Origin of the sequence: Streptococcus caledonicus (genome assembly GCF_042656225.1) — a bacterium.
In the GTDB taxonomy this organism is placed as follows: Bacteria; Bacillota; Bacilli; order Lactobacillales; family Streptococcaceae; genus Streptococcus; species Streptococcus caledonicus.
Genome location: NZ_JBHSOJ010000016.1, coordinates 63,447 through 79,968, shown reverse-complemented (window position 1 = coordinate 79,968; position 16,522 = coordinate 63,447). Strand labels below are relative to the sequence as shown.

Here is a 16,522-nt window from a genome sequence, read left to right as displayed (position 1 = left end):
TTCAAGAGACTAGAAAAATACCTTTGTCTCTTCATTTAGACCCTTTCAGTATCTTGAGATGGTCTTTTATATGTTCTGCTAGATTGCTGTTTCATTTTCAAACTACTAACTGTTTATGATTACGTGGTTTTTGTGGTTACCATCGCTTTAGCAACCATTTGATTTTCCAAATAAATCTCAATATCCAAAATACTGCTACGGCGATTTTCCATAACAATTTTAGACGCAATGGTTAAACGGTCATCAATTTGAACAGCCTCTAAAAAGTATATCATCATTTGGTCGATTATAACATTCTTTTTACTTTTTTTAGTTAAAAGACGATGCGCTACTTCTTTGAAATATTCTGCTAAGACACCTTGCGCTAATTGACCTAAATGATCTAACATGACAGGCTCTACGACAAAGGAAAAACCATCTTTTTCATGATGTAGGTGCGCCAACATTTGTTCGCTATAGGTATGAAGATTAGGGTGACGAAGATTTTGCATTCCCTCTAAGATTTGACGACGAGTAATCACTCCTAGAAGCGTTAAATCATCAGCCACAACTGGTACCATATTATAATCTTCAAAAATCATTTTTTGACTAATATTAGCCAAACTAACACTCGGTTTGGTTGTAAAAGGAATGTTTGTCATGACCGAACTAATGGTTTCTTCAAGCTCTCTCTGAGCAATGTCTCGCATACTCACCACACCAATAACTTTTTCATTTTCATTGACGACAGGAAAACGGACGTGATTAGTTTTCTTAGTCAGGCCGTGGAAATCTTTAACTTTATCTGTTCCAAATAGATAACCATATTCTGACTTAAACTGATAAATCTCATCAACTGTTTTAACATCAGTTTTTATACGTGCGTTGGAGAGGGCTTGGTTAATCATAGTCGCTACACTGAAGGTATCATAGCTCGTCACCATAACAGGAATTCCGGTGTGCTCTGCCATTTCCTTAACCTTGTCAGATACCGAAAAGCCTCCTGTCACTAGAACGGCATTTTGATGTTCTAAAGCTAGAAGTTGGATATCCTCACGGTCCCCTACAATGAGAAGTCCAGAATTAACTAGATAACGCAAAATATTTTCACGAGTCATCGCTCCAATTGAAAATTTACTAAATTCACGACCCAAGCCACTTACTCCAGCTACAATGTCCGAGTCAGAAATTCTAGCAATTTCTGCATAAGTCAGTTTATCCAATCGGACACGCATTTTTTTATCAACACGTACTGTCCCTGAACGGGGACGAGTTTCTACAATTCCACGATTTTCAGCCTCTTTAATGGCACGATAGGCAGTCCCATCACTAACCTTGAGGTGATTAGAAATTGAGCGAACACTGACACGTTTCCCTACTGCTAGATTTTCTAAATAATCTAAAATTTCCTGGTGCTTACTCATAAAGAAGTTCCTAAGTTTGTCCTAAGAGTACGCCTAATATTGCCTCAGCATACTTAAAACAGTTTTGTTTCCTTTCCCAACAATTTCTTTTACATGATCATCATCCAGTCTTTAAAATAGTCTACTCTTTTTTATCAGTCTCTTTCACCACTACGGAAAGTTATAGAAGTGACAATTTCATTGCCATAAATACCAAAGCGACCATGCGCCTAGGAATAATTGTAGCTGTGTCAAGAGCATTCAAAGATGATTAACTACTTAGAAACTAAATTATATATCATACTTGTTATGCTAGTTAAATTTATTTCAACAGATTTACAGTACAAATAATAGAGGTATCTGAAGCTGCCGAAGACTATTATTTAAGTTTCTTTTTTACATAGATATCACTTAAACCGTACAGCTATATGCAGAAGTAGTTATCAAGGTCGACGAAGTCGCCACATCCAGCGCTTTCCGCGATGGGGTTGGCAAGACAAAAAGGAATGGAACCTGTAGGAGGTTTTGATGCCGACTTCGCGAACTTCATTTCCCACTTTCAAAGGTCTCCTAGACCTTTGAAGCGCCCCGCACCACATAAAGATAAGTGCTAAAAAAGAAAATAACTAGCACAACAGGTTATATCATATGATGTTAATTGTCATTTTCTTTGTACAACTCAAATGCTAAATACTTACGCACTTTATGGGTGTAACGGTCACTGCCTTTGTAACGACGTTTCACTTTAAAGCCAGATTTTTCTGCAACCCGCTGACTTGCCTTATTTTCCTCATGAGTAACAAGGCAGAGCTTTTTTAAACCAAATTCTTGAAAACTCAAAAAAGCAATCGTTTTTAGCATCTCCGTAGCAAAGCCTTGTCCTTGAAACTCTTTTTTAACAAAGTAACCTAGCTCCGCCCATCTTTCAACTGGATCTAACTTATCAAACTTAATAGCTCCAATAAGTTTACCAACTGATTTCTCTTCAACTGCCCAAACCCCCAATGGATTTTTTAGAAAACCGTGCACTAGAAGATAGTCACTCTCACTTCTTGTTGTCCTCATCGGAAAGATAAAATCCAAATTATCAGGGTTACTTGCAATCGCATAAAAACTTTCCGCATCTGCAAATGAGAACGGTCTTAGGTACAGATGTTCTGTCTCTATAACAGAATAAGTTGCTAAAATAGTTAACAAGTCCAAAATAAAGCCTTTCTCAAGGTTAATCATTTATATTATATCATAAAAAAGACTTTCTTTTATATAACAGATCAAAAAGACAAAGAAAAAAACATAGAATTCAATCATAAAAATGTAATGATTCTATGTTTTTGACTAATGATATCAGTTAAAATATTTGATTTAAACGGTATTGCCACAGTAGGAATCACAAAAATCAAATGAATAAGCCAAATCTATCACGATTTTAACAATTTAATACCCTCTGTTAATCCAAATGGCTCAATTGTAAGATACTGATTTAAACCACCACGAAAGACTGTGCCGAGTGTATTGGTAACCTCAATACGAAGGTCATTTTCTCCGTCCTTGAATAATCCTGTTGTATCAAAACGATATGAAGGTGAGATTTTCACACCAGCAGATTGACCATTGATAAATACTTCAGCAGCTTCGTAAGAGGCACCCAAGTCATGTCCAGTGACTACAAAATCAATACAAATAAATCCTAATTTTACAAAGAGGATTTATTCATAGATATGCTTGTCTTATCCTATAGAATAATTTTCTTTAACTCCTTCTTCACATGATTTCAATTATCACTTTTATTTTTTTATGATAAGTATTACATCCCTAAGAAAACTGTGCATACGGACCAATGTTTGATTTAATTCAGATACGTAGCAAGCTGTTGCAATTTGCTGATTTTTCGTCTCCAAATCAAGAAAAGTCATTTGGCAACTTTCCAAAGAGCCATCTAATCTTACTTCAATATTGGATGGAATATAAACCAAAATTTCAGTTTCAGTTTCCGCTAAACGTATTTCCGACGTATCATTTTGAAGAAGGTATTGTGCAGGTCTAGCTTTATTTAAGCCATGTTCTTCCCAAAATTTTTTCAAAAAAGCATAGTCCCATGCTCCTGGAAAATGTAATGCATCACGCCAATCATATGGACTCTCAAAGGCCTCTCCGACACTAGAATCAAATGAATAGTGACTATTATGCCATGACCAAATACCATGAGCTCCATAAGTAATCCCGCTACTAGCACCCGACAAAACACATTGCCAAGCCGCTTTTCTCACATCTTCTCTGGAAAAACGGCCATAGATTCTTCTACTATACCCCATCTGCTCATAACAAGGTTCAGAGTTTAGCGTAGGTTTTTGTGGTGAAAACCGTGAAAAGATTTCCGCTAGTTGATAAGACATTTCACGATAGTTACTATTATGCCCTGACTGAAACATATAAAAATCTAAATTTGGACTTTCTTTAAGCACCACTGGTAAATCAGCTTCTCTACCTCTAATATGAAGAGTCGTTAACGCATCTCGATTATTTTCTTTGACACGATTAAGAGCTGTTAGATAATAATCCTCAATTACTTCATCTGTTTGAAAGTCCGTATCTCCACTAATAATATAAATAGGTTTAAATCGATCGTAAAGTGACATAACCTTATCAACGTAGCTTACTACATTATCTTTTGGAAAAATACCGAGCTGTTTAATCGGCATTTGACTAGCCCAAGTATTAGGTAAATAGTTACACCAAAATAATACTAAAGCGATTGTCATATTTTTTTGATAGGCTTTTTCAAACATTCTAAAAGCTCTTTTAAAATAGACTTCATCGTATATTTCAAAATCAAATGTACCATCAGGTTTAATTTTAAATGGCTTAAAATCTAACGTAGTCTGACTAGCATCCCACTGCTGAAGCATATTTACCTGAATGGTGTTAAAACCTTGAGTTTTTCTAAAATCTAAATAATACTCCCAATCACTTTCACTGATATTAGTGAAAGCACTCCAACAGGTGTCTGCTAAATAAAAGACAGGCTTATCATCTTGCGTAAAATAACGCTGTCCTTTTGCAACCTGAAACATATTTTTCTCCTTTTACTAACCGTCGATAGACTTATAAAAACCACCTCGATCTGTTTTTCTAGGATACAACCATTCAAGAAACAAGTCAACCCATTTATAGACTTGAGCGTTTTTATTACTAGCCTTAATACCCGTCCGTAAATCGCCTAATACTAAACCGTGTTTCCCTTTATCAAAAACATGCAACTCATAGGCAACACCATATTTTTCAAGTTCCAGTGCAAAGCAGAGTGCGTTCTTGACAGGAACGAGTGTATCCTGACGTGTATGCCAGATAAAACATGGTGGTGTTTTATCTGAGACATGACTAATTGGATTCATAGCCTCACTAATTTTCCTATCCCCATAAGGATGACCAGTAGTGGCTAGTGCCACCTTATTGAAATTGTCTTCTTGTTTATCTGAAATATTAAAATCTAGTGCAGCATAACCAAGCATAGCATGTGTTGGACGGTATAGTTCTTTTGGTTTTCCAACTTTTTCTTCTAACCAATCTTCATGCCATAAAGTTGCAAGTTGCCCCGCCAAATTGCCTCCAGCAGAGTAACCGGAAACCACAATAAAGTCTTCATCAACATTAAATGTTTCAGCATTTTCTCGTAAAAAAGCTGTCGCTGTCGCCAATTCAACGAGAGGATTTGGAAAAACAGATACTGGATTCTTAGGCAATTCAGTCAGATTATCACTATCGTAAGCTGCTCGTCCCTCTGTGGCATAATGAACAACAACCACATGAAAGCCTTCTGCTAGAAAACGTAAAGCCACTTGTTCGTCTTCACGGAAAGACGTCCAAAAATAAGCTCCTCCCGGGCAAACCACAATTGTAGGATACTTACGTTTTAAATCAATTTCATGACTAGGTTCTTGAAAATAATATTTTGCATAGGCACCATTTGTACCAATTTTTTGTTCAAGATACTTCATCGCAGCTCTCCTTATGAATCATTCGGCATGTTGCTCTTGTTCAAGATTACGTTTATCAAGAATTTTAACAAATGGGTAATAGATTGCAGCACTAACTGGAATCATCAAAAGTTGCGCTACACCAAGCTTCCAACTACCTTGTAAAAGACCTGACAAAAAAATCGGAGCTCCAAATGGCACTTGCATACCAATTGCACGTGGTAAAATACCTACAACCGTCAAGATATAACCAAGGAGAGTACATACCATTGGAGATAAAATATAAGGAATGGCAAGAATTGGATTCATTACGATTGGCAAGCCAAAAATAAGAGGTTCATGGATACCAAAAATAGCACCTGGCGCTCCTAGACGTCCCAAAAGTTTAAACTGTTTACTCTTTGTTACAAAGAGAACAAGAACAAGACCTAACATTGGCGAAAAGTTTGCAAAAACACTCCAAAATGAACCTGTTACCAAGTGCGGCATTGCTTCACCAGCTTGGTAGGCGGCCAAGTTTTCTAAGTCAAGCGTGGTCATGATTGGACGAATAACTGCCATAACAACAATTGCTCCATGAATACCGAATACCCATAGTAATTGCATAACAAAGAGAGCTAATAATAATGACCATATATTGCCTCCAAGTCCTTGTAGTGGGATTTGAAGAACAGTATAAATAAATTGATGAAAACTACCAAAGCTTGTTTGAGCAAACACACCGGAAATGATAGTGAAAATAATAGCAACAATAAAAGCTGGAATCAAACTCGAAAACGTTCTAGTAATAAATGGAGGTACCCCATCCGGCATTTTAATAGTCCAGTTTTTATCCAATGCAAAGATATAAATCCGAGAAGCCAATAGACCAACAATCATTGCTGCAAAGAGACCACGCGCTCCCAGAAAATCAAAAGTCAAAGCTGATACAGGCATTGGTGCACCTTCCACAGTAAAGAGTGAAATTGGCGTCAAAACAAGAAAGGCAAAAAGAGAAACGTAACCCGCTCCAGCACCATCTTGCTTGAATGATTTGGCTAACTCATTAGCAATAGCAAATACAGTATACAAAGACAGAGCATTAGTTGTGAACGTTGCAGGCAACGCTAATAATGCTTTAATAGGAGCAATTAAATTTTGATATGCTTCAATTTGCATTGATGAGAGTAGGGTACTTAAAGCCCCAATCATCATAATCGGCAAGGTTGACATCAACCCATTGGATATAGCAGACATATAACGATTGCTTTGAATTTTGTTAGCAATGTCCTGACCCTTCTCAGTAAATGTTTCAACAAATCCCATTGTAGCACCTCATTCTCTATTTTTCTTGATACAATTTTTCTGCTAAGGACAAAATATTTTCGCAGTTTCCTATTGCATAATCAAACGAAGGAATTGCTGCTGTTGGCAATTGTGTATTTTCTTTAATTTCTTGTAACCGATAAGAGACTTGTGGTCCAACCATAATAATCTCAAATTCTTGATACATATCTTTATATTCAGAAAGTCCTACAGCTTGAATCGTTAAAGTCATGCCTCTTTCTGACCAATATTTTTCCATTTTTTTCATTAACATACTAGTTGACATTCCACCAGCACATACCAATAAAATTTTCATCTTCTTACTCCTTACCTTGATATAATGTAATAAATTCACGAATCATTTCAACAGCTAACATACTTGTCATTAAATGATCCTGTGCATGAACCATTAATAGCGTGAGGTTTATGTTATCACCACCCGCTTCGCTAAACAGCAATTCCGTTTGAGCTTTGTGAGCTACCTTAGACTTTTCATCGGATTCTTTTAATAAATTTTCTGCTTCAGAAAATTTGCCAAGTTTTGCTTTTTCTAGTGCTTGAAAAGCTAGCGATCTCGCGTCCCCTGAATTAGCTATGAGTGTCATAGCTGCTAACTCAGTTGTTGAATTGTTCTCCATTTCTTTCTCCTTTATCATATTATTTTTATATTTTCGGTTATACTGATATAAAAAACTTCCTCCTCTCTTTACCTTTAAAAAGTAATACTTCAAATGTTATATTTGCACAATAACTATCTTTTCTTCAGAATAAACTCATGATTTTACAAACCAAAATAATTCCTTCCTACACTTTAAATTATAGCGCTTTCATGATATCATTTAAATAACATATTTTTGTAAAAAACATATCATTTCTTTAGGTAGATTTATGGATTTTAATCAGTTAGAAAAAGTATTACTTGAAATTACTCAAAGCGAGCACCGTTATCTTAATCATGAAACACCAGACTATCTCAAAAAGCAAACATTAATACCACACTCAAACAATGTTTTTCAATTTCAATATTCCAAAAATTTCAACAAACAACCTGGAAATCCTGTAGATTTTTTCATCCGTAAACAAAGTCGCTTTACGCCTGTTCCAAATCATGTTACTGATGCTATCGAACTCAATTATGTCTATAGAGGTCAGAGTCTCCACTATATCAACGATAAAGAAATTTTATTAAATGAAGGTGATTTGATTCTTATTGATACTAATGCAACTCATGCTGTTAATAGCGCTGATTTTAATGATATTATCATCAGTATTAATATCAATCCTGATTATTTTAGGAAACATTTTCTAAATCGCCAGCAAAACCGCTCTGCTCTATCCCAATTTCTTTTTCAAGCTATCTCTGATAGTCAAAACCATAATCAATATCTTCTCTTCCGCAAGCAACATTCTTCTCATCTTCGGCTTCTTTTTCAACAGTTACTCTGCGAAGTTTATGATCCACAAGTGCTAAATCGTATGGTGTTAAATCATTATTTTCAGTTGATTTTACTAGAGTTGATTCGTTCTTTTTCTGTTGAAGCTAATGGTACCAGTGATGATAGCCATAAACAGCAGCTAACTTTAGACATTCTCTCTTACCTTAGCACTCACTATGCCAATACTTCCTTAGAAAGCTGTGCAGAATACTTTGGTTACAATAGTAGCTATTTTAGTAGCTTGGTAAAATCTTATACTGGACAGACGTTCAAAACATTATTACAAAATAGTCGACTTGAAGCTAGTATCCCTTTCCTTCTTAACAGTAAGCAACCTATTCGTGATATTGCCTTAGAAGTTGGCTTCAGTAATCTCAATCAATTTTACAAACTATTTAAAGATAAATATCACCAAACTCCAGCGGATTTTAGGCGACAAAATAAGCACTCAGGGTAGTTATCTGAGTGCTTATTTTTTATTTTACATTTAATACGATAAAGCAAAACTAGCGTTTGAGTTTAAACAATATCATAAGGACTGTTGCCCTATCCACTCCCAAAGGGTAACTGGCAATCCTTGATCAATGACTTTTCTACCATCAAAATCAACATTAGGATCATCTTGATAAACATAGATCCAAACACCGTGACTGAAGTAACGTCTAGGACGACCATCTGCTTCCTTGTAGCGACCTGTTTTATCCACAACATTTTCATAAAGTGTGTAGTGAAGATTAGCCGCTCCTAAACCTTTCAAATGGTGATAAAGAGGAATCGTTGTCTCTTTAGGGGGAACTAATTCATCTCCTTTAGCATGGACAAACCATAAAGGGGTGGTTATTAAACGTTCTAATGGCTCTGCACCTGCATTTTCCAAGTAGAACGGTGCACAACAAGCGATTCCTCCAGCGAAAAAGTCTGGATAATCTAACAACATTCTTAATGTCATAAAGCCACCGTTAGACAATCCACCGATATAAATACGTTTTTTATCAATATTATCTACATGTCTACTAATAAAATCATCAATAACCTTTTTTAAAGGGATACTATAAATACTTTGATTGGAACGTCCAAGTTGATCTTTACCATCGTCCATCCAAACCGTAGGGCACTGCGGAACCAACACCCATGCCTGTCCTAATTTCTCTTGAATAGAACGACTGGACAAAACAGTAACTCGATTACCTGTATAGACAATATGTGGATCTTGCCCTCCTTCACCGGCACCATGCAGCCAGATTACCAAGGGTAGAACACTATCCTCTACATCTTTTGTTGGCTGATAGTAAGCATAATTAAGCTCTAACTGTATTTCCTTCGTATAAGCAACACGCCATCCTTCAGTATCGGGACTTCTTTCTTCTCTACAGGAATCATACACTAACCCACTACATTGCTCAGTGATTTCTTTGGTTTGAGTGATCCGATATTGATTTGTAATATAACGACTTTCTAAAATGGTACCTACTGTTCGTTTATTAAGACGTTCTTCTGCCAATTCTAGCGTAATGTATGAAGAAGACGTTCGCTCATTCCCATAGGCATCACTTGGATAACAGTCTAAAACTCTTGGATAACCTTTTAAAATCTGTTTTTCCCCTGAAACTCTGTCCGTTATGGATATGATTTGTTCATTTTCTTTATCACGACATTCAACGTAAACATTAAACGTTTCTCTCGAAACCAAACGATGATCAATCTCCTCCGGCAAAGGCAAAATCAATTTTGTGATAAATGGTCCATTTTCAGTCATCTGTGTAACAGTTATATATTCCATCATTTACATCCTTGAATAAAATATTTGTTAATCGTTATTTTCTTGATTATCAACAAAATATTAAGATAAATTGATACGATAATAAGAGATGAAAATAATCCACATTATCTTATCATCTTCTTACTAAATAACTTCTTTAATCTGGATTTGAACTCTCATAGTTTCAAAATTAATATATCATCAAACTTCAAGCATCATCTTGATCATTTTTTCCCACTTCGCCAGTTTTCGTAGGCGAACGTTCTGGAAGGATGGTTCTGGTGATACTTGATGTGTGGTCAGGCGATTTAGAATGGTTGTTGGATAAACATTGTTAGCTATACCTGCCATATAAGCGACACCAGTGCAGGACGCTTCTTCAACCGTTGCAATGTTAATATCAGCATTAGTCAAATTGCTTTGGAATTGCATAAGGTAATGATTTTTAGTTGGACCACCATCCACACTGATTTGCTTAATCGGTAAATTGGAAACATCCTTCATTGCACTAATCACAGCGTTAATCTGATAGGCGATGCTTTCCAAAGTTGCTTTAGCCAGTTCCGCTCGACCAGTTATTCGGGTCATACCTACAAAAGAAGCCGTGACATCATCCCTAAAATAAGGAGCACCTAGTCCTGAAAAAGCTGGAATAAGGTATGTTTGGTCTTCTGGATTGGCTTTAGCAACCAAGTCTTCCAATTCATCCGGTGAGGTAATCAGTCCCACTTGGTCTTTTAACCAAGTAATGACAGCTCCTGAGTAATTAACATTTCCTTCAAGAACATAATGACAGATTCCTTGAGACTGCCATCCAACTGAGACTGCTAGATGGTTAGGAATCATACTGACCTCAGTTCCAATATTCATCATGATAGAGGAACCTGTTCCATACGTTGCCTTGATAGCTCCTGGTTGCTCACCTTTGTGAGCAAAAAGTGCAGCGTGAGAATCCCCCATCACGGCATGAATGGGAATCACAGCAGGGAGAATGCCATCAAAGTCTGTCCAACCAAAATGACTATCAGATGGCTTAATTTCAGGGAGGTAAGACCTCGAGATATCAAATAATTGACAAAGTTCTTCGTCCCACGATAAGGTCGTTAAATTCATTAACTGCGTCCGACTAGCATTAGAGACATCTGTCACAAAAGACTCCCCTTTGGTTAATTGATAAACTAACCATGAATCTATTGTTCCGCAAGCTAACTCTTCCGGCAACTCGTCCATCTGTCTTAGAATCCAAGCGTATTTAGCTGCTGAAAAATAAGGTGACAAGGGCAAACCTGTTTTTCGTTTGACCATAGAAGCCTCGGAAATATTGAAACTATCTGTTATCTCCTTAGCCCTGGCACACTGCCAAACAATCGCATTCTCGACTGGCAAGCCTGTCTTTCTATTCCAGACTAAAGCAGTCTCCCTTTGATTCGTGATTCCAACTGTTTTGATCTCAGTTTGATCAGTACCAACAACGATTTCTCGAACAAGAGATAGCACATTGTTATAAATCTCTAACGGATCATGAGAAACCCAACCTTTTTCATTGACTAATTGCTGATGTGATTTGCTGACTTTCTTTACAATGTTTCCCTCATCATTATATAAAAGTACCTTAGTACCTTGCGTACTTTGGTCTATGCCGAGTACATAAGCCATAACATTATCCTCTATTTGGACGGAAATAAGTTGGTTCATCACCAGATAGGTAAGCTTTAACTTCTTCCTCGATTGGATCATACAAATCTGGTTTGATGCCTAGATATTTACAAGCCTCATAAAGCACAGGTACAACATCTGAAGGAATAGCTGCAACGTGGTGAATATATGGTCCATAGACCAGATGAGATTCTAAACGATTGAGATTATCAAATTCCACATAGCAATATGTTCCTTGATTATAAGGACCTTCAATGCCTTTAGCATTACCAATCAAGAGCGAATAGTCACCATTATCTCCATCAAAGCGGCAAAGGGTGTAATCACTTGTTTTGGCTCTAAAACCAACTGATCCTGGGTAGTCAAAAACGAAGTGGCGAGGTGGTAAAGTTGGTTTTGTTTCTGCTGTCTGATAAGCAAAGACGCCTAAGTGTTGTAACAATTCACCATTTGGGTTTTCAGGGTGACGGCAGTTGACATCGGCAAAGATAGCACGGTATTCGCCAAGCGATGCCGCTTCAACAAGTAGTTCTGAGATTGCTCCATGAACGTCTGTTTCACAAACAAATGGAATACCTTCCTCTTGCAACAAAGATAGAGAAGCATATGGTAAAATACCAATTTCTTCTTGCAAAGCTGTCCAACATTGGATCACTCCTGCATTACAGCCATAGAAATGACAAAGGTTTTCAAGTGCAACCTTCAAAGCTGCAACCATATTGAGCTCATCTGCCGTGATTTGAACATCAGTATTAGTGTAAAACCACTCTTCAACAGTAGCAACCTTGTCACCTTCTTCTGCCTTAACACGGTTAATTTCATCGACTAGTTCACGAATTGGTACTGGTGACAATGAAATATTAAATCGCTCAAGAAGTTCTCCTTCATTGCAAATAACTGTCCAAAAGTCAAATGGACGTGGACCAACTTGCAAGATGCGAGTATTTTTAAAGGTTTTTACGACATTGCAGACCTTAACAAAGTCTTTCACGCCACGCTCAAAAGCTGGGTCATCAACATCTGAATTTTTGATGTAGGTAAATGGTACTTTAAAACGACGTAAGACCTTACCTATTGCAAAAAGTCCACATTGGCTATCACGAAGTCGTGAGCCATCTGGAGCAGGTGTTTCATCTTTTGGTCCCCAGAGCAAAACGGGTACATCTAATTTTTTCGCTAAGCGAGCAACTGCATACTCTGTTCCAAAATTTTCATTCGCAATAAAAAGTCCATCAATACCAGCCGCCTTATATTTAGCTGCTGCAGCTTCAACACTAGCATCATCATAAATCAGACCGTCTTCATTGATGTCTTTTATATCAACGTAATCAATACCCCAAGCATCTAATTTTTCACGGGTGTAATTGGCATATTCGATTGCAGCATCTGCACTAAACAAATTGCGACGTGTTGGTGCAAAACCAAGAGTTATTTTATCCATATTATTTTCCTACTTTCTTTAATAGTGTTTTGACAGTTTGACTAATGCCTTCCGAAGAAAGACCGTAATGATTAAAGACTTCCTGACTAGTACCTGTGATAATATGATCATCTGGTAACGCCATGATGTTTACAATTCCCTTGCCTTCTTGGGCAACAACTGATGAAATGGCTTCTCCTAAACCACCATTCACGCTATGTTCTTCAACAGTAACAATCGCTCCTGTCTCTGCAATAGCCTTTTTTATCGCCTCTTTATCTAGCGGCTTCAAGCTAGCAAAGTTAAGAACTCGTGCAGAGATACCTTCTTTCGCCAAGCTAATCGCAGCGTCCATTGCTGGTCGAACGGTCTCTCCTATGGCTGCAATGGTGATGTCATTTCCAGCTACCATTTCATGAGCTTTACCGATTTCAAATGCGACATTGGTCTCTGTGAAACAATCTTCGACAGGATTTCGCCCTAAACGGATATAAGCTTGTTTATCCGATTTGACTAAATAGTCAAATACAGCTTTCGTTTCATGGCGATCTGCAGGTACAATGACTTCTAAATTAGGAATTGCGCGTGTCACTGCAAAATCTTGTAACGAATGGTGGCTCATCCCTAGAGCACCGTAGCTAACACCGCCACTGATACCAACTAATTTGACATTTTTATCTGAATAAGCAACATCAACCTTAACTTGTTCGATACTTCTCATGCTAAGAAAGCAAGCTGGAGAGGCTACAAAAGGTCGTTTCCCATTAAGGGCTAAACCAGCGGCAATACTCACTAAATTTTGTTCAGCAATCCCAATTTCAATGTGTTGCTCAGGTAATTCTTGCCCAAATTTGACTAAGGAAGCTGAGCCACGCGAATCACTGGTTAAAACCACTAGGTCTCGATTTTCTTTACCTGCTTCAATCAGGACATCACACATAACCGCGCGGTTTGCTATTTTATTTCCCATTTTCCAAGGCCTCCATTGCTACATCTAATTCTTTCATTGCTTTTTGATATTCCTCAACATTAAGAACATGATGGTGCCAGCTTGCTACACCTTCCGCATCTGACACTCCTTTACCTTTTACCGTATTAGCAATAATAACCGTTGGTTTTCCAGGTTCCTTATCTTGATAGGCTTTCAGTAATCGCTCAACATCATTTCCATCCGCAACATCAACAACATGCCAGCCAAAAGCTGTCCATTTATCATGTAAGTTATCTAGTGCCATGACATTTTCTGTTGACCCTGTAATTTGTAAACGATTACGGTCAATAATAGCCGTTAGATTATCTAATTTATAGTTAGCTCCAGCCATTGCTGCTTCCCACACAGAGCCCTCAGCTAATTCACCATCTCCCATTAGTGTGTAGGTGTGGTAAGATTCTCCATCTAGTCTAGCTGCTAAGGCACTTCCTACAGCCAAGGCCAGTCCGTGACCAAGTGATCCTGTATTCATTTCAATACCTGGCACCTTATTGTTCGGATGTCCAAGCAATCTAGAGTCAAACTGTGAAAAAGTTTTGAGCTCCGCTTTTTCAAAAAATCCTTTATCAGCTAGAATTGCCCACAAAATTTCAACTGCATGCCCCTTACTTTGAATATAACGATCTCGTTTGGGATCCTTAGGGAAAGCAGGGTTTACATTGAGTTGATGATAGTATAGACTAACCAAGATATCTGTACACGATAAATCTGATCCGATATGACCTGTGCCAGCTTCATAAATCATCGTGATAAAGTCTTTTTTCAATTCTAAGGCCTTTCGTCGTAACGATAATGTATCCATCTTCTCACTCCTTATTTTTTAAAAACTTGCAATTTACAAAAAGTAAGCGCTTAACTTCTTGTTATTTTAGCATGCGACCTCTAGAGATTCAATTCATTTTATAAAATAAAGAAAATATTTTAGCTTAGTTTACTAAACTAAATTGACAAACCAAATCTTAAACGATATGATAAATCTATCAACTATCAAAAATGAGGAGAAATATGATTAAGTTAGAAGATTTAGCTCGCTTAGCAGGCGTCTCAAAAGCCACTGTATCCTTAGTTTTAAATAATAAGTCTGGCGTCAGTCCTAGTAAGCGTGAAGAAATTCTGAGTCTTGCTAAAGAGCATCATTATCAGCCATTGCGAAAATCACGAAAAAAAGAGGCCTACCAACCTCAACATACTGTCCGTTTACTTGCCTGCAACTCTCTTCATCGCTTTACCTATAATTTTCAGCAATTACCCTACTTCAATGAACTCATCAATGATTTTATTGTTTATGCTCCGAAATATGCTATTGACTTACTGATAAACTCTATTTCAATTGATAATGTGGAGGATGAGCTCAATGCACTCGAAAAAAACCAACCTTCTGAGGCTATTATTTTACTCGGAACAGACCTACCTGAAACAACTGTTGAAACAATTCTAGACTTGCATAGTAATATCATCGTTATTGATGCTTGCTTTGACCACATCAATAATAATTTTATTGCTAAAAATAATTTTCAAGGAGCTTATTTGGCGACAGCTTATTTGATTGAATATGGTCATACTGCCATAGGATACGCCATGTCAAAACAACGCATTCGCAATTTCCAAGAGAGGCAAGCAGGGTTTAAAGCAGCGTTAAAAAAATCTCATTTGGATACTGAACATTTCCCTAAACTCATCTTTCCAGCACACGAAATTGCACCTCATCCTGAATTATTGCGAAAAAATAACTTAGCAACTGCCTATTTTTGTGATAATGATTCCATAGCAATCAGCCTCATTAAATCCTTACAAGCTATAGGACTGAAGGTTCCCGAAGAGGTCTCCGTCATTGGTTTTGATAATATTTCTGAATCAAAAGTCATTACACCAGAATTAACAACCATCGATATTGATAGACAATTTATGGTTAACAAAGCTCTCGAAAAAGTAGCAACCGTCATCAGTCAACAACCAGGTCAAGAAAACTATACTCAATACCGGATCAATGCGAAATTAGTAGAACGTGATTCGGTGAAAAGATTGTGATTTCACGCCATATAATAGACTTGTTCGTAAACTATTTCAACTCATAGTTGATGATGCCACAAATCAGCTCATACCTTAGTTCAAATCTTTTCCTTTCAATAATTTAAAGTTCTTAGGAGTTAGTTGTACGGTTTTTTGGTGCATCGTTTTCATAGTTATAGTAGATTTCTTTATTGTTTCCGAACAAGTCTAATATTCATTTACAATCAAAATCTGATAACTTGTGAATGCTGTTTCTGAAAAGGATTCTAGTCTCAATATAAATGATAAATCTGGTTGAATTTTTACAACAAGAAAGACACCTAATCCACTCCACTTGTCATAATATAAGTTCCACAATCTCATATTTTGAAGTGAATTATAGTATTTTGAATCAAGAATAGGACAACTGGGAATGAGATGAATATTAGAATTATCTCCCATAAACCCAATTAAATATCGTCTTGTTCCTAATTCAAATAACTATAAGGATAAAAAAGGGGGGGATAAAAACTTTTAAAAATAACAAATGGCTTAGATTAACGTCATCAAGAAACGTTGATTCTAAGCCATTTTATATTGTTCAAATGTT

15 protein-coding genes are annotated in these 16,522 nt (G+C 37.0%); 2 read left to right on the top strand and 13 right to left on the bottom strand.

What is annotated here, in order from left to right:
* Positions 1 to 119: 119 nt before the first annotated feature.
* From spxR to ACFPQ3_RS04360, 8 genes are all read right to left on the bottom strand, one after another.
* Positions 120 to 1,403: a CBS-HotDog domain-containing transcription factor SpxR gene (gene spxR, locus ACFPQ3_RS04395; RefSeq protein WP_156805711.1), complete on the bottom strand. Its 1,284-nt coding sequence runs from the start codon at positions 1,401 to 1,403 to the stop codon at positions 120 to 122.
* Between the two features lie 633 nt (positions 1,404 to 2,036).
* Positions 2,037 to 2,585: a GNAT family N-acetyltransferase gene (locus ACFPQ3_RS04390; protein WP_156805758.1), complete on the bottom strand. Its 549-nt coding sequence runs from the start codon at positions 2,583 to 2,585 to the stop codon at positions 2,037 to 2,039.
* 215 nt (positions 2,586 to 2,800) lie between these two features.
* Positions 2,801 to 3,031 (bottom strand): hypothetical protein, encoded by a 231-nt coding sequence (locus tag ACFPQ3_RS04385; protein ID WP_156805710.1) that lies wholly within the window; start codon positions 3,029 to 3,031, stop codon positions 2,801 to 2,803.
* 135 nt (positions 3,032 to 3,166) lie between these two features.
* On the bottom strand, positions 3,167 to 4,453 hold the full coding sequence (locus tag ACFPQ3_RS04380; RefSeq protein WP_156805709.1) for a glycoside hydrolase family 140 protein: 1,287 nt from the start codon (positions 4,451 to 4,453) through the stop codon (positions 3,167 to 3,169).
* A gap of 15 nt (positions 4,454 to 4,468) precedes the next feature.
* On the bottom strand, positions 4,469 to 5,377 hold the full coding sequence (locus ACFPQ3_RS04375; protein ID WP_156805708.1) for an alpha/beta hydrolase: 909 nt from the start codon (positions 5,375 to 5,377) through the stop codon (positions 4,469 to 4,471).
* Positions 5,378 to 5,395: 18 nt separating this feature from the next.
* Entirely contained in the window at positions 5,396 to 6,661 is a 1,266-nt protein-coding gene (locus ACFPQ3_RS04370; RefSeq protein WP_156805707.1) for a PTS sugar transporter subunit IIC, read from the bottom strand.
* 16 nt (positions 6,662 to 6,677) lie between these two features.
* Positions 6,678 to 6,977, bottom strand: a complete 300-nt coding sequence (locus ACFPQ3_RS04365; protein ID WP_156805706.1) for a PTS sugar transporter subunit IIB — start codon at positions 6,975 to 6,977, stop codon at positions 6,678 to 6,680.
* A gap of 4 nt (positions 6,978 to 6,981) precedes the next feature.
* Complete coding sequence (locus ACFPQ3_RS04360; protein ID WP_156805705.1) at positions 6,982 to 7,299, bottom strand: PTS lactose/cellobiose transporter subunit IIA; 318 nt, start codon at positions 7,297 to 7,299, stop codon at positions 6,982 to 6,984.
* A 250-nt stretch (positions 7,300 to 7,549) separates the two neighbouring features.
* Here ACFPQ3_RS04360 and ACFPQ3_RS04355 point away from each other — a divergent pair, with 250 nt between their 5' ends.
* Positions 7,550 to 8,554 (top strand): helix-turn-helix domain-containing protein, encoded by a 1,005-nt coding sequence (locus tag ACFPQ3_RS04355; RefSeq protein WP_156805704.1) that lies wholly within the window; start codon positions 7,550 to 7,552, stop codon positions 8,552 to 8,554.
* Between the two features lie 72 nt (positions 8,555 to 8,626).
* Here the strand turns inward: ACFPQ3_RS04355 and ACFPQ3_RS04350 are convergent, their stop codons facing one another.
* The 5 genes from ACFPQ3_RS04350 to ACFPQ3_RS04330 form a co-directional block, all read right to left on the bottom strand.
* Complete coding sequence (locus ACFPQ3_RS04350; RefSeq protein ID WP_198039887.1) at positions 8,627 to 9,877, bottom strand: prolyl oligopeptidase family serine peptidase; 1,251 nt, start codon at positions 9,875 to 9,877, stop codon at positions 8,627 to 8,629.
* Positions 9,878 to 10,057: 180 nt separating this feature from the next.
* Complete coding sequence (locus ACFPQ3_RS04345) at positions 10,058 to 11,512, bottom strand: FGGY-family carbohydrate kinase (protein ID WP_198039886.1); 1,455 nt, start codon at positions 11,510 to 11,512, stop codon at positions 10,058 to 10,060.
* A 4-nt stretch (positions 11,513 to 11,516) separates the two neighbouring features.
* Positions 11,517 to 12,953, bottom strand: coding sequence for an L-fucose/L-arabinose isomerase family protein (locus tag ACFPQ3_RS04340; protein ID WP_156805701.1), 1,437 nt, complete (start codon positions 12,951 to 12,953; stop codon positions 11,517 to 11,519).
* Position 12,954: 1 nt separating this feature from the next.
* The gene (locus ACFPQ3_RS04335) at positions 12,955 to 13,902 is read right to left on the bottom strand and encodes a transketolase family protein (protein ID WP_156805700.1); all 948 of its coding nucleotides are present in this window, start codon (positions 13,900 to 13,902) and stop codon (positions 12,955 to 12,957) included.
* The gene (locus tag ACFPQ3_RS04330) at positions 13,892 to 14,725 is read right to left on the bottom strand and encodes a transketolase (RefSeq protein WP_156805699.1); all 834 of its coding nucleotides are present in this window, start codon (positions 14,723 to 14,725) and stop codon (positions 13,892 to 13,894) included. The genes ACFPQ3_RS04335 and ACFPQ3_RS04330 overlap by 11 nt, the downstream gene beginning before the upstream one ends.
* A gap of 203 nt (positions 14,726 to 14,928) precedes the next feature.
* On the opposite strand from ACFPQ3_RS04330, the gene ACFPQ3_RS04325 reads away from it, so the two are divergent.
* Positions 14,929 to 15,951 carry a LacI family DNA-binding transcriptional regulator gene (locus ACFPQ3_RS04325; protein WP_198039885.1) on the top strand — a complete coding sequence of 341 codons (1,023 nt, stop codon included), beginning with the start codon at positions 14,929 to 14,931 and terminating at the stop codon, positions 15,949 to 15,951.
* Positions 15,952 to 16,522: the final 571 nt, after the last annotated feature.